This window comes from Bacillus sp. B25(2016b) (genome assembly GCF_001679765.1).
GTDB classification, from domain to species: Bacteria; Bacillota; Bacilli; order Bacillales; family Bacillaceae_G; genus Bacillus_A; species Bacillus_A thuringiensis_K.
This window is the reverse complement of sequence record NZ_CP016285.1, coordinates 2,449,534-2,468,354: the sequence shown is the minus strand read 5'-3', so window position 1 is coordinate 2,468,354 and position 18,821 is coordinate 2,449,534. Positions and strand designations below refer to the sequence as shown.

The following is an 18,821-nucleotide window of genomic DNA, read 5'->3' as shown; positions in this document are numbered from 1 at the left end:
CCACAACCTAAGTCTTCCAGTTGCGGTTTTTGGTATTTTCTTTTTATATGCTACCTGCCTTCTTGCATTGATAATCCTAGTATACAGGTTGTGTAAATTTTCCCTTTATGAATAACACTACTTATTCATGATTTTTCAAATCCAATATTGAATGTAAATGATCTGGATAATTAGTAAACATTCCATCGACTCCCCATGCAAGCAACTTTTTCATATCATTTTCATTATCTACTGTAAATGGATGAACTTCTAATCCGCTTTTCTTTATTTTCTTTACATAATCTGAATCAATATATTTGTAATTCATACCAAGACCTATGCAGTACATTTTATACTTTTCTATCTCTAATTTTGTTAATTGAACTACTTTTTTATAAGGTAATAATTGTACTATGGATATATTACTATTTAAGCTATGAATCTTTTGTAGACTTTCTTCACTAAACGATTGAATAATAACTTTATCATGTATTTCGTAGTGATTAATAATTTCTAATAATTTTCCTTCCATTCCTGGATATTCATCAGGTGATTTTGTTTCGATATAATAGTTCGCGTTATGCCCAAACGTTTCAAGAATTTCTGTTAATGTTGGGACTTTAACATTTTCAAATTCTTTCTTTGCTAAGTTCGGATATTTTCCATTGAAAAAAGAGCCAGCATTTAGTTGCTTTATTTCTTCTAATGTATGCTCTTTCACCAGCCCAGTACCATTCGTTGTACGGTTTAATGTTTCATTATGCATAGCCACTAAATGTCCATCTTTTGTCATTTGGAGATCAATTTCTATATAATCTCCATTCATTTGTTGTCCTAATTGATATGCTGCTATTGTATGTTCAGGTGCATACGCAGAAGCGCCTCTATGTGCGATATTTTTTATATAATTTGATTGGTTAATAGCCTTATTATACTTATATTCATTTGTTTTCTGAAAAACAAAGATACTTATTACTATAAAGGCACAAATTATTGTAACGAGATATATCTTTTTCATAACGATTTATAAGCTCCTATATAAAGACGATTTAACTTGAATGATTTACTTAATTAAATGTCGATTTTCAAATACAGTCATTTTGCCGATAGCTTGAAATCCCGATTTTTTATAAATATTGATTCCATCGGGTGAAGCTTGTAATACACAATACGTATTTTTAAATTTTTGTGCTTCTTGCAGAAGGAAATTGAACATAATAGATCCGAATCCTCGTCCTCTCATTTCTTCTTTCGTTGCTATGTCATAAATACCAATACTATCTTTTGAACATATCAATGAACCAACAGTTACGACTTCGCCTTCATAAAATCCTAAAAATAGTTTCATATTCTCACTGTTCCATAAATCAAGAGTAGAAATTTGATTATAGAATGCTTGTACATGTATACCTTCCTCTGATGTGCCAAATAGATTAGCTAACGTTTTTCCAAATTTTTTTATTAGTCCAGGTGATGATGCTTGTTGAATTGTAAAACTTACTGGCATGTTTATTGTTGGAGAAATTGTTTTTAAATCTGCTACCATCGCGATATTTTGCTCCGCTTCTTTTAAACCGATTTTAATTAACTCGCTTTTTATATCCCGCTCTTGCTCCTCATCCCATAACCAAACACTCATTGGAAATTTCTTTTGATTATAGTAGTCTACCTCCTTATATAATTTCTCTATCCCTACCGTTAAATTATTGTTTAGTAGAGTGATGATATTAAATGTATCGGCAGGTAATCCGCAATCAACAGCAATATAATCTTTCGTTTCTTTTATACTCATTCCGGTCACAAATTGCGCAACATATGAAGTTTTATATGCAAAGTTATCTATTAGTAGTTGTTTATAATTCATCAATAGTTCTCCTTTTCATAAAAAGTAATACTCGAATTCTTCTATATTAAATATAACATATTAGAAATTTACCTTTTTCTATAAAAAGTACCTCTTTAAATTGTGCTCTATAGTTTAAAATAATTAAAAATGATATAACGTTGTCGGAATGAAAAAAGTGGTATATAATAAATATTAACATTACTAGTAATTATTTTAGGTATTCCTAGAATAAAGGAGCGATACATATGAAAATTACTATTTATTTCGGAAGTCATGAAGATCAAGATGTTCGTACTATGGACTGTCATTTAGATGTAGAAGATACAGAAGAGATTGTTTCTGTATCATAATATAAATAATTAGGGTAAATCCTATTCCCTACAGTGTTTAAGACACCTTTTATAAGGTGTCTTTTTTGTTATATTTTCATTAAAAACCCTTTACTTTATAGCGTTTTAATAGTAAAATATAAATATACGAACAAACGTTCTTTTTTATTTTAAACGTACATGAAGGGATGATTTTAACAATGGCTTCATTAAAGCGCAGAGGAAGAAAAAAGCAAGCACCTATTATTTCAAATACAGGCTTTATCGGCTCTGTCTTTATTGATACATTGGAGTTACAAAAGAAATCCTATTATTTCGCTCGTAAAAAACTTCAAATTGTTCATCACGTATTAGATGGTCTCTCTGGAGCAACAAGCGCTTTGTTTAAAGAACATAACATTTCAGCATACATGTCATGTGTGTATTTACATAAACAAAAGAAAATTGGCTTTGTTCTTTCAACGAAACCATTTGAACAAAGTGATGGCGTTGCTTATTTTGTAAATTATTTGATCGAAAAGAATTTTTACGGCGGCCATGACAAAGATGTAGAATATCAAGAAGTATTTAATACAGGTTTTATCGGTGTAGTATTCGCTGATTTATCTAGTATAGATCGCTTTAATTTCGAGTTTGAAATGGGTATGCTAACGAAATTAATGAAAGATATGATTATTCCGGTTAAAGAACTGTTTTTACGCCATAATGTACCGGCTTACATCTCCACTTCTCATTTAGAAGAACAAAACAAATTAGGTTTCGTTCTCTCTGTAAAGCCATATGACGAACGCGCTGAAGCAGATTTATATTTTGAGGCATATTTAAAAGAACGCGGGTTATTTATCGGTGATGAAGAAGATGAAATTGATAAAATTGTCATTAGAAAAACAGCTGAATTACGATAGATAAGCGCAGGATCATCATCCTGCGCTATTTCGATATTATTTAATTATGTTCAACACTATACCCTTTTGAATGAATTTCTAAATTTAACTTATTTGCTAAAATTTTATTCAAAATAAAAAATACAATCCCCCCTGCAATGGGAAGCATATAGGCTGGCATGTAATTTAATAATAGTCCTGATATTGCAAGTGCTATTGGCTGCATTATTTTACCTATGCTTAATCCAATACTAAGAACTCTTCCTCTATATTCTTCAGGAATCTCATTTTGCATGAAATACATTAAAGGAATATCAATTTGTGCTATCATAAATCCTAAAAAGAACATAATCATGCAATACGTAGTAACATATACCAAATTATTTACTACAATAGATTTAAATAAAACTTATTTTTTTCAATAGATAAGAATAAGAAAAACAATCAGTTATCTTTTTTACTAATATTGCACCAACTATCATACCTATCGGAAATGTCCCTTGAATCATACCAAATTGCTTAGAACTAAGATTGAGAACTGTGTTAATAATGTATGGCAACGGAACAGTTACAGCAAAGCCTAAAAAGAAATTAAGGGAAATTAAAATACTAAAAGTATTTTTTAAGCTTTTCCGCTCCATTAAGTAAGAGTATCCCTCCTTTATATCTTCAATAAAATTAATTTCTCTAATTGAACATTCCTCATGTATGTTTTGCTCGCACAATTTAAAGTTTATAAACAATATGGATATAGCCGAAAGGATAAATGAAATACCGTTAATAATTATAAAAGTTTTCATATCAAAGACTGCAAAAACAATGCCCCCTAACATAGGCCCTAAAATTAAAGATATAGAATCGATAATTTTACTTATAGAATTAATACTCATTAACCGTTCTTTAGTAACCATATTCGGTTTTACGGCCTCTAATCCTATTCCAAAAAACGTTGTAAATACTGTCATAAGAAAGGTAGTAGTATAAATAATGAATAAGTTTAATCCATAATAGTTGCTTAATATATAAACAGTTATTAATAAGCACCCGCTTAGTACATCCATGCAAACGACGAGTTTCTTTTTATCAACCTTATCAGCAATGACACCAGCAAATGGATTCATAACAATCATTGGAATCGTTCCTAATATGAGCGTAATCGCAAAATTCAACGCAGATCCGGTTATTTGTAAAACATACAATCCTAATGCAAAACTATAAATAGAGCTACCGAATAGTGATACTGTTTTTGCAATTGAATATAAACAAATATTTCTTAGTTCTTGGTTTCTATTTTTATTTTCTATATGTAATCGTAAACTTCCCATCACTTTTCCCCCTGCATAACTTTGTATTACGTACATTGTAAGTTCTTGGGTCAACCCAATAGCAATATGTACGATTTGAAAAGTTTTAAGGAAAAATAAATAAAAGATGGAGTTAGCCCCATCTTTTTCCGAAAAATGAATATGTATAAATTTCTTCTCCTTGAACAAAGAAATCCTCGTACTTTCCGCCTCGTTTTAAATAATTTGAAGTACTTTCATCAATCGATTGAAACTGTAAATTTTGGATTTCTTTCGTTACTTTTGCAGATGTAAAATTCCCTCGGAGTCTAGGTACAATTTGGCTATTTATACTAAATTTATTAAATAAAATAAATGAACTTAATAAATAACAATTGTGTTTAAAAAGGGAATTTAATTCGTGCAATAAAAACTCCTCATGTTCAAAACTATAATTACTTGTACCTGATTGATCGATTACAATATCAACAGAATTACTCTGAATAGGTATGTTTAGAAAATCGGCACAAATAAATACAATATTTCTTTTCGCATTTCTTCTCTCAATTAAATCTTTTAAAAGTAAAAGTTTATTCAAATCTCGATCAACAGCAATATATAAACACTCTTCCGGTAGTTCTTCATAAATATTTAGTAAAAAGAACCCAATACCAGATCCTAAATCAAGTAGTATTTTTTCATTTAAATCTAGTTGCATTAGTTTCTTTTTCGCCCATTCTCCTCCTCTTTGAACATTTTCCAAAAAAGCAGTATCAGTTTCATGGATATAATCCGAAATAGAATATTCAAGTGATGTCTTTTCATACGCTTTCAATGAGTTGTCAGCTGTTAAAACCCCTGAAATAATCGCGTATTCTTCACCACAATTACAAATTAACTTTCCCTCAATAATTTGATTTTTATTGATAAAGCCATCTTCAAGAATTAAATTTCCGTTACACTTAACACATTTAAATAAATGGAGTACTTTTAAATCTACCCCTAAAATTGAACTCGAAATTTCAGTTTCTATAGATAAATTATGTAACGCTTCCTTTAATTTATCTTTTCGTTCCTCTAAGGTCTTTATTTCTTGTTCAATCTTTTCATATTTTACTTTAAATAAAGACTGATAAAAAATATCCTTTTCATAGTCTAAAGATTTCCCTAAATTTTTATAAAGAAACAGTTCTTTAATTTCATTCAAGCTAAACCCTAGCCATTTGTACTCTAATATAAGTTCTATATCCTTTTGACAATACTCGTCAAAAAAATAGTGACTTCCTTTTTTCTCAGGAATAACAAGTCCAAGGTCCATATAATGTCTAATCGTATCTATACTTACATTATTTACTTCTGCAAACTTACTGATTTTCATCCTAATCACAACCATTTATATATTTGTTTATACATACTTCTTTATTATTTTAAGAAATCCTTTCATCGCCCTATGCAAAATTATTTATACTATGAAAAAGTTGTAATTAATTTTAGGGTTCCGCCACATACCCATTAAGCTAAACTTATATAAGTTTAGCTACTCCTTTTTCATTGAGTTGAAAATATTTAAGGTTACGTACTTTTATTGTAGAGGACTTGTACTACGCGTTCATATCAATTTTATAGACGTTTAGGATTTTGTTTTATGGGAAGCATTCTTGCTGTGGAATCGGGATTGTAAATATAGATGAACGTGATTCAAATCAAAAAAAAGGTACTCCTAGAAGTACCTTTTTTACTATTCTATATGTGCGAACGCTTTCAAAATTATTGGATATAAATTGACGTACGCATTGTATTAAATGGTGCATTTATAGATGTCTTTTGGTACTCAAAGGTTCCTTGTTGGTGTCCAGAAGCATCCCATTTATAATACCAGCCAACGATTGGTCTTCCGCCAATTATAGTGTAATCAATACTTTTTACATTAGAACCATTCATTTTAGCAAATGGGTTTTGGCCATAGCCCATTTCTTTCGTTGTAATATATAAATATTTTCCCCCGTGGTTACGCGATGTGCTGAAGCTATTCTGATTAATTGTTTCTACCCCGCCTAGCTCAGACTCTACTTGTACGACGTTTAGTGAAGTAAGTGGTGCTGCTGGTCCAGCTGAAGCTTCTGTTGCCATCCCTAATCCGACGAACGCTGTGATTGCTAACGATGAAATCCCTAGTGCTGCTTTTTTAAACATAAAAAACATCCCCTTCCATCTATTGTTTTCTCTTTCATTGTCAATATAATCCTAATAATCTTATATGTAAATAGATTGCAACTGTAGAAATAAAAGGAAGAAAATTCCGATTTATTAACATTTAAAGATAGTCATCAATCTCTAACTACCTAATGACCTCAAATAAACGCTATTCAAGTCATTTTAAGAAGTACAAAAGACCTTATATACTATAAGGTCTTTCCCAACACTCTGAAAAAACCCGTGAATCATTCACGGGTTTTACTTTAATAACTAATTGCTATTGTACCTTCACCTGCATGAACCGCAAATGAAATTGGTAATGGATATAATTTGAAATCCATTTCAGGAAATGCTTGTCTAATATCTGCAATCCATTCTTCAGCTCCAGTTTTATCGTTAGCATGGAACATGTGAAGTACTTTTGGTAATTCTTTTTCAAGTTCATTTTTAATATATTCTCGACATTTTTGGATTTTACGAACTTTTTTTTCAAGTAAAAGCTCTCCACCTTTTACTTCTAATATTAAGTTCACACTTAATAAACTTCCAAGTAAAAATTGAACTCCTTTTACACGCCCACTTGCGTAAAGGCCTTTTAAACTTTTCGGGAATACGTGGAAGGGTCTTCTTTTTTCATCTACTAATGTTTTGTGTATATCTTGTAACGTCATACCATCATTGTATAACGATTTCGCTTTTCTAATTAGTTCATCCATTGGATAACTTGTTGTTTCACTATCCAATACCGTTAATGGGAAACCTGCCATTTCTGCAGCTAACTTCATGTTTTGATAAGTTCCACTTACTTTTCCGCTAATAGCAACTGCAAATCCCTCTTCATATTCTTCTTTGCATTTCGAAAATAACTCTACCATTTCCCCTATGTTAGGCTGTGATGTAGTGACAGTTTTACCTTCGTTCAAAGCGTTATAAACGCGCTCACGCACACCTTCTTCACAATCTTTGTACGACACACCATCAATAATAACTTCAATTGGGATAACAAAGTTATCTCCTTCTGTTTTAAAACTCGCAGTTGTACTATCAGTAATCCAAGCAACACGCTTCATGTTGTTCCTCCCTTAATTCAATTCCTCTTTTCTGACTTTTCTATATATTTATGTTACGAAAAGAGAATATCCCTGTAATAGTAACAGGACTTTATTGTTTTGGCTATAGTAGATGCATATTAATTGTGACTATTTCTTGTCTATTTCACAAATAAAAAAGAAAATCAAGGAATTTGCTCGATTTTCTTCTTATCATATACTATTTAAAGGTTTCATTATCTAAAATTACAACATAATCATTCGTTAATCGGCCAGCTTCTTTAGTATAACTAACAAGCCTTTGTATATTATCACAGCAAATTTTTGCTCCCCATACGAGTAACGGTACACCAATAAAGTCGATATGGAACCTTCTAGAAAACAGACCACCGAAAGTCATTGGTAAAGGTACGGTTGGTGATGTATTAGAAAAAATAATTTTTTCATGACTTTGATAATGTTTTTGCAAGATTTCTCCTAAATGCTTCATCGCAGGTACAACAACTTTTGATGCGCCGCATCCAATCGTATATACAGGATGACCATGTTCATCGATCCCATGAAAAATAATTTTTCCCATATCTTCTGTTTTCAATTTATTAAAGTAATCTACATTCAAAATTTCTTCTTTCGTTAATTTGCGATCCGTTGGTAGTTTATTTAAATGATACGCTGCAGCTAGTGAGGTAGTATGTGTTCCACCAAAATCTGTGTAAATGTATATCATATTATCATCCCTTGTTGTAAAAGTTCAATGTTAATTAGTATTACCGTTCACAGTGTCGTTAAACACAGGATGAATTTATTTTCAATGTCATTTATTAATAAATTCCAGATTACTACCATCATTTTTTTCTGACTTTCGAATATTGAATTTAGTAGATAGTTTTAAAAGTATTTTATAAATACAATATCCAAAAATAGAACCTAGAACATTACAGATCACATCATCAATATCAGTAATACGTCCCACTCCACTAAATAAAGACTGAATTAATTGTAACAATTCAATACTAGCTGATATAGAAAATCCTAATAAAATTGTATTTTTGAATTTCTTATATTTATCCCATAGGATTGGTGCTAAAAATCCTAAAGGCATTAATAATAAAATATTTCCGCCTACATTTCTTACAATTAGACCAATCATAAATAGGGCATCTCCATCATAAGCACTACCAATTTGATTGATGTCTTTAATAATTGATGCAAATGGTATTATATTGACCGAGCGATTCAAATTTTCAAGATTAGAAGGAAAACCGATTGGTAAAGGGAATAAAGTTACTGCAACAACCATGCAAATGTAGACCACGAATAAAAAACTTATTATTTCTTTCCACCAAATCACATGTTTTTTATTTTTGGTAACAATTAATATTCCACGTACAATTAAATAACAAATAACCCCTAAAATAATAAACAAACTACCGTTGATCATATACAAATTACTAACACATCCTTTCATATAAATTAATAGTTATAATTTACAACTATATAGTAATGTTTTTTAATTTAAAAATCCATATAATCATATGTAATTGTGCAGAATTACAAAAACCCTTTATTTACTAAATAAAGGGTTACTCATTAACTAAAATACTTTTCAAAACAGAAACAGTCATAAACCCGTTTAAATTGTTTTCGTATCTCTTCTTTTATATCCATATAATTAAAAAGCTCTTTCGATTTCTGTCAATAATTTTTCAGGCCCTGAACATTTATTTGAAACAATAACCAATGTAATGCCTAAGTCTGGATATACAGCCGAGCGAAAACTCACGCCTGGGTCATAACCCATAACATGGTATTTAAAAATGTTGTTTTCTTGTGTTTCAATCCATATTCCATATCCGTACGACTGTTTATCATTTACTTGAATGTGGGGAGTTAAAAGTAATTTTGTATATTCCTTTCCTAAAATTTCATTATTAAATAGGGCCGCCCAAAATTTCAGCATGTCTGGTGCAGTAACATATGCACCTCCATCAGCTCCTCCTTTTATCGGTATAGAGTAGGCGTTTGTTCTCCAATTTTGGTTGGTTTCGTCCTTTATATATCCTAGAGCTGTATGTCTTGGTAATCTATCTAACGAAAAATAGCCAGAATCATTCATGCCAATCGAATTAAAAATGGTCTTTTCTATATACTCCGTAAATTTAAGTCCCGTCTGTTCTTCTATTATTAATCCAAGTATGATAAAACCTGCATTGTTGTAGTGAAACTTAGTTCCAGGTGCAAACATCATATTACTTTTTTGGAATAATGGTAAAAAGTCTTTTAAGCTCTTTAATAGATACATAGGTGTTTGTTTCCAAAGATCTTCGAAGTTATCCATAATACTTTCATCAAAATAATCTGGTATACCAGCGCTATGCGTTAGTAGTTGATGTATTGTAATATCTTCATCGAAGTTTGAAAATTTTATCTCTAGACAATCTTTTAATTTTGTATGAAAAGAAATAAAACCTTTTTCAACAAGTTGACAGATGCCAATTGCAGTGAAAATTTTACATCCTGAGGCAATGCCAAATCTTGTTTGTATCGTATTGTTTATACATTCACTTTGGTTTGCGTAACCCAAAGCTTTTTCATAGACTAAGTCTTTTTCTTTTTGTACTAAAACTACCCCTGAGAAATTTATTTTCTTTTGTATTTCTTTTACAATTTTATCAATTTCATCTTTTGTTTTTATCACGACAACCACCCTTATCTTTCGGTATTGTTCTTTCCCCTTATTGATTTTTCCATATAAAGGGGAAAGAACCCTTTTATTAAATACGATAAATTGTTAATGAGAACACAAAGTTCATTTCGAATTTATCCCGCTATTTGTGGGCAGTAAGACCCCCATCTCAAAATTCAGCGAAAGCAAAGAAGTTAAGTGGGGACGCTGCTGCCCGTAAAAGCCCGATTGGTGAGGGCTGATAATCAGTGGGGGATGCCCCCCTGATTAAAGTTTCACTTTATTGATTCAGTAGAATACAACTTAGATTGTGATGGGAATAAAGTAAACACACACAAGACGACAGTAATAAATAACATAATCAATGAACCTACAATAATTACAAGTTGTATAGAAATGAACTGAGTCGCAACACCAGATAATATTGTAATAAAGATTGTTACTATCGCAATAACAAGTCCATATATACTCCCAATCCGTCCCATCATATGAACAGGGATATTATTTTGGTAAAATGTATAAAATCCTGTATTTGCATATGCCATTGAAAAAGATAAAATAAAGAATCCAATAGCAGCTATTAAAAATACATTTGAAAAAGCATAAATTAAATAACCAATTGCAATAAATAATGATCCTATTCCAATTAGAAATGAAGGTGCTAATTTCTTTGATAAAATTGTATTTGTTATGGCACCTAAAATAAATCCTGCACCAGCTATACTAACTAGAAAACCGTATTCACTATCTGTTAGTAGTAATACCTCTTTCGCAAACGATAGTTCAAGTGAATCAGTAGCAGTCGCTAATACGAACATACTTTGAAATAAGAAATACACACATACGACATACACATGTTTTCTACTAAAATTTATAACAGTGTTCCAATCTTTTATTAATACTGTAAGGGATAATGTATTACTAGTTGTATCCGAATCTTTTTTCTTATCAAGATTAGGTAAAAGTAATGTAATGAATCCTGATAAGAGAAATGCTATAGCATTTATATATATAGCAAACTCTGATGTACTCGCAATTAATAAAACCCCTGCTATCGCCGGACCAATTAAAAATGCACCAGATCCTATTAAACTACGTAATGAGTTGAAACGTTGTCTTTGTTCTACCGGAATTAATTTCGTCATATACGTCATAGCAGTTGGCTCATATATTGCACTGGCCATACTTATAAAGAATACAAATACATAAACAATCCAAAGTGACGGAAGTAAAGGTAAAATAGCGATAAATAACGCACGATATATATCGAGGTGAATCATTAATTTCCGTTTATTTAAACGATCAATCATACTCCCAGACCAAGCGTTTGTAAATAAAGTGGCTAATGGTTTTATTACATATAAAGCAGCAACAGCTAAGGCTGAGCCGCCCATATGATAGACAAGTACATTCAGTGCTATTAAGTAAATCCATGCCCCTAAATTCGCAATACCAACTCCGGACAATAGTAATAAAGGATATTTCCAATCTTTAAGTAAGTTTTTCATTTTTTGGCCCCCGCTTTCCAAATTGTTTTACAACAATAAAAAAATCCCACCCCCAAGACTTTTAATCTTAGGGACGAGATTTATCATCGCGGTGCCACCCTAGTTTGTTAATATGTCACCATATTAACCTTATCAGGTACTGCATTCTAACTCATGCTTATACCATAGCTCTATAACGGGAGCTCCCGTCACACCATCCCCTAATAATAGGTTCCGATGCGCTGCTCAGAGGCTTGGTTCAATAAAGAATTTTTACTCCTTTTCAGCTAAATGGAGCTCTCTGTGAAAAATTCATTTTATTTACTCTTCTCTTCACTGCATTTGATTTTTACCATATTATCACAATTTTTTTAACTGTAAATAAAAAATAATCAGATATTTATATTTTCGTCATTTTTGCTTTACGACCAATTCGACATACGAAACGCATTAGCTTTTTATGAAGATAAGGAAATAAAGTAAAGAATACGTCCATCGTTTTTTTTAATGGCATTGGACAAATTACTAATTTATTTTTATGAATAGCTTTCAGTGCAATTTCAGCAAACTTGTCAGCTGAAATTGGCTTATTTGTTTTTAGTTGTTTTATAATTTGATTCTTATTCATATTAATTGCAATTGATTTTTCAAATATGGGTGTATCTACAAAAGTTGGACAAAGCACACTTACATTTACACCGTATTCTTCCGCCTCATAATGTAATGAAGTTGTTAAACCTACGATAGCATGTTTGGTTGTTGCATACGCGGTACAAAGGGGAGCTGGTCCTAAACCAGTTGCAGAAGCAGTATTAATGATATGACCAAATCCTTGTTTTTTCATGAATTGGTAAGCCAATTGTGTTCCGTAAATTACTCCTAATAAATTTATTTCAATAATATGTTTCCAATCACCCAAAGACATATCGTATACTTCTCCATACATAGCAATTCCTGCATTATTAAACATATAATCAATTCTACCAAACTCATTAACTATTTTTATAATAAGTTTTTCTACGGATTCAGCGTTAGTAACATCTAAATATTCGAACCTAGCTAGTTGATTATTATTTTTTATATTATTCACAAGGTTCTGGCCACAGACTTCATTAATATCAGCGATAATTACAAATATATCTTTATTTGCTAATTGAATGGCTAAAGCTTTACCAATACCAGAAGCGCCGCCAGTTATAATTGCGACTCTTTGCTCATCCATATAAATAACCTCCTGTTGTTTATACATATAATGAAAACGGACGAGTGTAAGAATTTGAACAATCGTTCTAATTCGCTTGTAACGCTACACATGTTTGTTTGTAATAGAGAGTAAAAAAATTGTAATGGTTTTATCAAATAAAGCTTCTAATTTCTCTGTTTCAATTGAATGAATGAATTGACATAAACCACCAAGCCATGAAGCTAATAAAAGACTGGAGTCCTCAACATTTTCTATATAAAATTCGCCTCTTTGTATACCTTCATCCAAAATTTTATGATATGCCTTTAAAGGGATAGCAGCTAAACCATAAAGCTGTCTTACTGTAGAAGGATTCGTGCTCGGATCAGAGGCAAGCTCTTGCCCTGCCCTTAATAACGGCGTTTTGTAATTATAAAGTACAAATTTAGCCATTCCATATAATTTCCCAGTAGCATTTGCATACTGTTTTTCTACTATTTTCCATTTATCGTGCCAGTTTCTCATACTGTCTTTAGCTAAATAAACAAATAATTCTTCTTTATTTTTATAATGATAATATATATGTCCTTTACTATAACCAGAGGCTTTCGCAATGTTATCAATTGAGGTCCTTGTATACCCTTTTAAGGAAAATAACTCTATCGCTTTCTCTGCTATTATTTCTTTGGCTAAATCGCTATCGTATCGTCTTTTATTCAATGTAGACTCCTTCTGTCGTTTAATATAAAAAAATTGAACAATCGTTCTAATTTCAATATATGTAAGTTTTTTTGTTTTAGTAACTGTTAAAAATCTTATTTATTATTTTCTTAAAAAATACGGTGCGTGAAATTACTCATAAATTTTTAAAAAAGAACCTATTGAATATAGGTTCTTCAACAAGTTTGAATTAATTCGTATTCGCCTCTGTTAACGGTTGTAACGGCGGTTCTAATTCTAGTTCTAGTGTATCTCCTTCTTGTAAATCTTGTCCTTTTTCAATACTTTGGCTCGTTACATAACCTGTACCAGAAGTTTTCAAATCTAATTTCAAAAGCTTAGAGAAATACATAACATCACGCATGGACCAACCTTTTACATTTGGCATTTGTGCGTTATTCCCTAATAAAAATATACGATCACCTTCACTCATTACCTCGCCAGACTGTGGATATTGTTTTATTATTTTTCCTTCTCCTAAAATTACCGGCTGTAGCTTCTCTTTTTCTACACTTTTCTCTGCTGTACCCATCGATTGATTTACATAATTTTGTACTTTTAATTGAGATTGTTTCGCTGCATCAGCTATTTGTTTTTCGGTATACGGTTTCACCTTTAAATATTCAAGGCTGTTTTTTATAACAGGTTTAAATATTTCAGCAAGAGGCTGAGCTCCATACTCATCTCCTTTTAACTTTGGCTGCTTAATAGCTAAGTATACGATTAACTCCGGATCATCAATTGGAGCCATTCCTAAAAAGGAGAAAATGTAATTCTCTTTCCCTTCCATATATCGGCCGTTTTCAGGATTCGGGATTTGTGCTGTTCCTGTCTTACCTCCAATTGGATAACCATCCACTTTATACATTGTACCAGTTCCTTTTGAAGATGTTATAACACGCTCCATTAAGCTTCTAACCTTGTCCGCTGTTTCTTTTTTTATCGGATTCCCAATTTCTTTCGGTTGATTTTCCATAATAACTTCTTTGTTTGTTGGATTTACAACTTTATCAACGATATATGGTTGCATTATTTTCCCGTCATTTGCTATAGCAGTAGCCGCTTGGATTAATTGAATCGGAGTTACTGTAGAACCTTGACCGAAAGAAGTTGTAACCTGTTGAATTTGTGTATTTAATAATAAAGTATTTTTACTTTCTCCAGGTAAATCTATCCCTGTTTTTTGATTGAAACCAAATTTATTCATATATTGCTTAAATTTATTTGGTTTCAGTAACCGATCTTCTAAAATAGAAAAAGCTACGTTTGATGACCTTTCAAAACCTTCATCAAATGTAATTGATCCCCATCCAAATCCACCATTATGGTCTTTTATATCAGAGGAACCAACGGAATATTTTCCAGATTGAAAATATTCTTTTCCGTTATATACACCTTCATTAATGGCAGCTGCTAACGTAAAAACTTTCATTGTTGAACCTGGTTCATATGCATTTGCAATCGGGTCATTTAAAAAGTATTCGATATCACCTACATTAGGATTGTAACTAGGTTTACTAGACATCGCTAAAACCTTTCCTGTTTTTGGATCAGCAATAATGCCAATTAACATAGAAGGATCATAATGTTCTTGCGCTTTGTTCATCGCTTCTTCTAAAAAACTATTAATTTGTTTATCAAGCGTTAAATATACGTTATTCCCATTTTTAGCTGGTTCTACTTTACCTATATCATTTGTAAGCGGAATTCCCCTTCGTGTACCCACATATTCTATATTCCCGTTTGTAGAGCGCAAATATTTATCCAAACTCTTTTCAAGCCCAAACTTCCCTTCCGTATTCCCTTTATCATCTGGTCTAGCAAAACCAAGTATATAGGATGCAAAGTCTTCATTCGGATACACTCTTGCTTTTTCCGACATAAAAGATACACCTGGTATTTTTAAATCATTAATTTTTTCCTTCTTTTCCCTAGATAAGTTCCGACCAATTTTCCCAATTTCAACTTGCGTACGCCCTTCATGAAAGTTTTTTAATACTTCTTCTTTATCAATTTCAAGCGCATCGGCTAATTGTTGTGCGGTTTCATCTTTATTTTTCACTTTATCTTTTCCTTTTAAATTCACAACAACTCGATACGTTGTAGAATCTTGTACTAACACCTTTCCGGTTTGATCATAGATAGTGCCACGATTCGCTTCTAAAACACCTTTTTTATTATGTTGTTCATTCGCGAGATCCTTTACATTCACATTATGCACGACTCCTACTGCCTGAATATAGAATATACGCAAAATCATAATAAGAAACAAAACAATAAAAGCAATCATCATATATCGAGCGCCTTTATTCGTTTGGAGTTTTTGCATACTTATCTCCTCTCTTTTGGAATGGATTCGTACGAAGATCCGTTTTAAAATTTGTAGTTTTTGTTTGCGATACTATATGTTTCGAAGTTTTCTTTTTAATTCCTTTAAAACAATGCAAAACTAACTGTTGTTATTTTGCGTCATTATTTTATATATTGTAAATATGGTGCGTGAAATTTCAGAATATTAATTAGTACAACTTGATTACAGAGCACTCTAAACTCTTTTCGTATTTCCTATAAAAAATTCCCCTCTGGATGTCCAAAGGGGAACTTTTTATAGGAAAATTATGCGATATGGTTATATTTCGCTAAGAAAGGAATTCGTCTCGCTACTAATGCATACATTTTGAATACAAGTTTCGCTATTGGTTCAAACATACGTGTACTTTGCATTACTAAAGCGCTCGTAATAAGTGTTAAGAATGCTGCACCAAGTATATCTAAAGGATAATGAACACCTACGTACATACGTGATATACCGACTAGTACTGCCCATAATAGCGCGATATATTTCAGTTTTTCTCCTCTAAGAATAAATACAAAGGCGATTGAAAATACAAGTACAGAATGATCACTAACGAATGATGAATCTGCTGCGTGTGGTACTAATTGGTGTACATCATGTGATACGAACGGGCGCGGATGGTAATATACCGCGTGTATAAGAACATTTACTACTAATGCAATAATAACCGAAAGCGTCGTATATAAAACTGTATATTGTTTTCTAATTGCCTTCTCTTTCTTTCCATTATTAAACCATAAGATAAACATAAATAGAACGGCTACGTATGCAGCGCTATTTGTAATAGCAATCATTAACGTATCTAATAGTTTGGATGAATCAGCAAAATTATTAAACCACTGAAATACTGTGTAATTCATTAAACTCTCTCCTTACATACAAGTGTTCTTGATTTACACAGTATACAATACCATTATGAAAATAGGCTTAAACTTTTTTCATCTAATTCTCATTTTACTATTACTCATGCGACAATTATAAAACAAATTTTATACGCTATTTATGTATAAAACCGGTAAGCCTTTATAATAAGGCGGTTCGTATTTTTTTCATGTTTGAAATACATAACATATTCATTTAAATATACTAATTGTAAAATCATATTTTTTAATTCATTTGAAGTACAATATTTCCGAATTGTTCCCCATGTTCCATACGGCTTAGTGCTCGAATTGCTTCTTCTAACGAGTAAACCTTATCAATAATTGGTTTAATTTGATATTTTTCAATAAACTTTATCATCTCATTAAATTCCTCACGGCTACCCATGGATGTTCCTATAATATCAATTTGATTATAAAATAATGCGCGTAATGGTAATTCAATTGTATCTCCTGAGCTTGCACCAAAATTCACGATTCTTCCATTTGGTTTTAATACATCAAAATATTTCAAGAAAGTTGCCGGGCCTATACTATCTATTATTAAATCTACTTTTTCACCTTGTAAGCTCTCTTCCCAATTTCCGGTACTATTAAAAGAAATATCTGCACCATATTTTTCAGCATGTTCCCTTTTATTCTCTACCCTTGAGGTAACACTCACTTTAGCACCAATTGCTTTCGCGAATAACATGGCAAATGTAGCAACACCACCGCCTATTCCCGGAATTAAAACATGTTCACCGCACTTCAATCTACCCTTTGTAAAAAGTGCTCTATATGCAGTTAGTGCGGATAAAGATAAAACACCTGATTCTTCCCAAGTAAGATATGCCGGCTTTTCTACTACATTTTCAGCCGGTACAATTACATATTCAGCAAACGTTCCACCTTTCGGTCCACCTAGCACTTCCGGTAACTCTGGTACTTCAGTAGCATGTTCCCATCCAATACTAGGATTAATAATAACTTCTGTATGTAGTGTAATATTTGAAACTCCTTCTCCTATTTCTGTAACAATTCCTGATCCATCTGACCCTATTACTAATGGTAGATCCATTTCTTTTCTATTATTTATAATAAATAAATCCCTATGATTTAATCCTGCAGCTTTTAACTTGACTTTTACTTCACCTGCATTAGGACTTATCTCAGGTAGAAATTTATATTCTAATCCCTCTAATCCTTTTTCATATTGATGTACAATAGCTTTCATTGCTTAATTCCCCCTTAATATTTCCAATGTACTAGAAATATCAAAATAAATAAAATAGTTTGCCTCCAATAATTAGAAATTATATATTTTGACATAAAAAAATCCCCCTCCCTATAAAAAGTATAGGAAGGGGTTTCAAAACTAGTTAGATAGGAATCTATAAATTCATTGAGTTCTAGCCAATTCTAATATTTTTCGAATAAACGGCGCTTTTGCCTTTGTATATGAAACACGATCAAAAGCATATGTAATAGCAAGCCTCTCTTTTAATTCTCTATATTCTTTACGTGCCCATTCATGGCTTATTAGAAAGTCACGAAATAAAATATTGTTTCTCCACTCATCACTATTATAAATATAAATATGCAAATGATGAGTACCCGCTCTCCATTTTCCCTTTCTAAAAAAACGCCAATTCGTTGCATCTTTTGGAACATACTCATATCCAATTTCCGATAGAACTTCAATCCAGTTTTCAGTAATTTGTAAGTCTGTTACGCCAATCATCATATCAATAAGAGGTTTAGCTCCTAATCCTTCTACTGCTGAGCTTCCTATATGTTCAACAGCAATTATTTCTTGTCCTAACAAGGAACAGAATTTCTCTTTTTCTTTTATATACTCTTCAACCCAGTCTTTTTGATATGCTTTAATAACAATTTGTTGATCCATTGTATTCACCTCTTTATAAGTGTTTATCATTATATTTATAAAATTTTATATTAT

At 31.6% G+C, this 18,821-nt stretch carries 16 protein-coding genes, 2 pseudogenes and 1 other annotated feature; of the genes and pseudogenes, 1 reads left to right on the top strand and 17 read right to left on the bottom strand.

The window, feature by feature from the left end; translation table 11 throughout:
* Positions 1-121 precede the first annotated feature (121 nt).
* Together BAQ53_RS12515 and BAQ53_RS12510 are read right to left on the bottom strand one after the other, a co-directional pair.
* Entirely contained in the window at positions 122-997 is an 876-nt protein-coding gene (locus BAQ53_RS12515; RefSeq protein WP_208906908.1) for a glycerophosphodiester phosphodiesterase, read from the bottom strand.
* A gap of 45 nt (positions 998-1,042) precedes the next feature.
* Entirely contained in the window at positions 1,043-1,843 is an 801-nt protein-coding gene (locus tag BAQ53_RS12510; RefSeq protein ID WP_208906907.1) for a GNAT family N-acetyltransferase, read from the bottom strand.
* Positions 1,844-2,354: 511 nt separating this feature from the next.
* Between BAQ53_RS12510 and BAQ53_RS12505 the strand changes: the two genes are divergently transcribed.
* The gene (locus tag BAQ53_RS12505; protein WP_000157646.1) at positions 2,355-3,059 is read left to right on the top strand and encodes a hypothetical protein; all 705 of its coding nucleotides are present in this window, start codon (positions 2,355-2,357) and stop codon (positions 3,057-3,059) included.
* Positions 3,060-3,099: 40 nt separating this feature from the next.
* Here BAQ53_RS12505 and BAQ53_RS12500 read toward each other — a convergent pair.
* The 15 genes and pseudogenes from BAQ53_RS12500 to BAQ53_RS12435 form a co-directional block, all read right to left on the bottom strand.
* Positions 3,100-4,363 (bottom strand): annotated as a pseudogene (locus BAQ53_RS12500) (MFS transporter).
* Positions 4,364-4,475: 112 nt separating this feature from the next.
* The gene (locus tag BAQ53_RS12495; RefSeq protein WP_208906906.1) at positions 4,476-5,699 is read right to left on the bottom strand and encodes a methyltransferase domain-containing protein; all 1,224 of its coding nucleotides are present in this window, start codon (positions 5,697-5,699) and stop codon (positions 4,476-4,478) included.
* 389 nt (positions 5,700-6,088) lie between these two features.
* A complete protein-coding gene (locus BAQ53_RS12490) occupies positions 6,089-6,514 on the bottom strand; it encodes a DUF4879 domain-containing protein (RefSeq protein WP_089148790.1) in 426 nt (141 codons plus the stop codon).
* Between the two features lie 266 nt (positions 6,515-6,780).
* Positions 6,781-7,587 carry a DegV family protein gene (locus BAQ53_RS12485; RefSeq protein WP_089148791.1) on the bottom strand — a complete coding sequence of 269 codons (807 nt, stop codon included), beginning with the start codon at positions 7,585-7,587 and terminating at the stop codon, positions 6,781-6,783.
* 199 nt (positions 7,588-7,786) lie between these two features.
* Positions 7,787-8,293, bottom strand: a complete 507-nt coding sequence (locus BAQ53_RS12480; protein WP_000639421.1) for a DUF3189 family protein — start codon at positions 8,291-8,293, stop codon at positions 7,787-7,789.
* Between the two features lie 87 nt (positions 8,294-8,380).
* A complete protein-coding gene (locus tag BAQ53_RS12475; RefSeq protein ID WP_000281845.1) occupies positions 8,381-9,013 on the bottom strand; it encodes a VanZ family protein in 633 nt (210 codons plus the stop codon).
* A 143-nt stretch (positions 9,014-9,156) separates the two neighbouring features.
* Positions 9,157-9,225, bottom strand: a pseudogene (locus tag BAQ53_RS26630) (GNAT family N-acetyltransferase); the annotation flags it as partial.
* A 13-nt stretch (positions 9,226-9,238) separates the two neighbouring features.
* The gene (locus tag BAQ53_RS12470; protein WP_208906905.1) at positions 9,239-10,264 is read right to left on the bottom strand and encodes a serine hydrolase domain-containing protein; all 1,026 of its coding nucleotides are present in this window, start codon (positions 10,262-10,264) and stop codon (positions 9,239-9,241) included.
* A gap of 263 nt (positions 10,265-10,527) precedes the next feature.
* Entirely contained in the window at positions 10,528-11,760 is a 1,233-nt protein-coding gene (locus BAQ53_RS12465; RefSeq protein ID WP_089148792.1) for an MFS transporter, read from the bottom strand.
* A 66-nt stretch (positions 11,761-11,826) separates the two neighbouring features.
* Positions 11,827-12,085: a binding site (T-box leader), on the bottom strand.
* A 54-nt stretch (positions 12,086-12,139) separates the two neighbouring features.
* On the bottom strand, positions 12,140-12,961 hold the full coding sequence (locus tag BAQ53_RS12460; RefSeq protein WP_046945053.1) for an SDR family NAD(P)-dependent oxidoreductase: 822 nt from the start codon (positions 12,959-12,961) through the stop codon (positions 12,140-12,142).
* A gap of 84 nt (positions 12,962-13,045) precedes the next feature.
* Positions 13,046-13,642, bottom strand: coding sequence for a TetR/AcrR family transcriptional regulator (locus tag BAQ53_RS12455; protein WP_208906904.1), 597 nt, complete (start codon positions 13,640-13,642; stop codon positions 13,046-13,048).
* A 190-nt stretch (positions 13,643-13,832) separates the two neighbouring features.
* Positions 13,833-15,971: a penicillin-binding protein gene (locus BAQ53_RS12450; RefSeq protein ID WP_208906903.1), complete on the bottom strand. Its 2,139-nt coding sequence runs from the start codon at positions 15,969-15,971 to the stop codon at positions 13,833-13,835.
* 287 nt (positions 15,972-16,258) lie between these two features.
* On the bottom strand, positions 16,259-16,858 hold the full coding sequence (locus BAQ53_RS12445) for an undecaprenyl-diphosphatase (RefSeq protein ID WP_001110128.1): 600 nt from the start codon (positions 16,856-16,858) through the stop codon (positions 16,259-16,261).
* A gap of 247 nt (positions 16,859-17,105) precedes the next feature.
* Positions 17,106-18,095 carry a zinc-binding dehydrogenase gene (locus tag BAQ53_RS12440; RefSeq protein WP_208906902.1) on the bottom strand — a complete coding sequence of 330 codons (990 nt, stop codon included), beginning with the start codon at positions 18,093-18,095 and terminating at the stop codon, positions 17,106-17,108.
* Positions 18,096-18,260: 165 nt separating this feature from the next.
* On the bottom strand, positions 18,261-18,767 hold the full coding sequence (locus tag BAQ53_RS12435) for a GrpB family protein (protein ID WP_000372676.1): 507 nt from the start codon (positions 18,765-18,767) through the stop codon (positions 18,261-18,263).
* Positions 18,768-18,821: the final 54 nt, after the last annotated feature.

Bases quoted from the DNA above. Each gene is read 5' to 3' on its own strand.
- BAQ53_RS12515 (WP_208906908.1), bottom strand. From the start codon at position 997: ATGAAAAAGATATATCTCGTTACAATAATTTGTGCCTTTATAGTAATA.
- BAQ53_RS12510 (WP_208906907.1), bottom strand. From the start codon at position 1,843: ATGAATTATAAACAACTACTAATAGATAACTTTGCATATAAAACTTCA.
- BAQ53_RS12505 (WP_000157646.1), top strand. From the start codon at position 2,355: ATGGCTTCATTAAAGCGCAGAGGAAGAAAAAAGCAAGCACCTATTATT.
- BAQ53_RS12495 (WP_208906906.1), bottom strand. From the start codon at position 5,699: ATGAAAATCAGTAAGTTTGCAGAAGTAAATAATGTAAGTATAGATACG.
- BAQ53_RS12490 (WP_089148790.1), bottom strand. From the start codon at position 6,514: ATGTTTAAAAAAGCAGCACTAGGGATTTCATCGTTAGCAATCACAGCG.
- BAQ53_RS12485 (WP_089148791.1), bottom strand. From the start codon at position 7,587: ATGAAGCGTGTTGCTTGGATTACTGATAGTACAACTGCGAGTTTTAAA.
- BAQ53_RS12480 (WP_000639421.1), bottom strand. From the start codon at position 8,293: ATGATATACATTTACACAGATTTTGGTGGAACACATACTACCTCACTA.
- BAQ53_RS12465 (WP_089148792.1), bottom strand. From the start codon at position 11,760: ATGAAAAACTTACTTAAAGATTGGAAATATCCTTTATTACTATTGTCC.
- BAQ53_RS12460 (WP_046945053.1), bottom strand. From the start codon at position 12,961: ATGGATGAGCAAAGAGTCGCAATTATAACTGGCGGCGCTTCTGGTATT.
- BAQ53_RS12450 (WP_208906903.1), bottom strand. From the start codon at position 15,971: ATGCAAAAACTCCAAACGAATAAAGGCGCTCGATATATGATGATTGCT.
- BAQ53_RS12445 (WP_001110128.1), bottom strand. From the start codon at position 16,858: ATGAATTACACAGTATTTCAGTGGTTTAATAATTTTGCTGATTCATCC.
- BAQ53_RS12440 (WP_208906902.1), bottom strand. From the start codon at position 18,095: ATGAAAGCTATTGTACATCAATATGAAAAAGGATTAGAGGGATTAGAA.
- BAQ53_RS12435 (WP_000372676.1), bottom strand. From the start codon at position 18,767: ATGGATCAACAAATTGTTATTAAAGCATATCAAAAAGACTGGGTTGAA.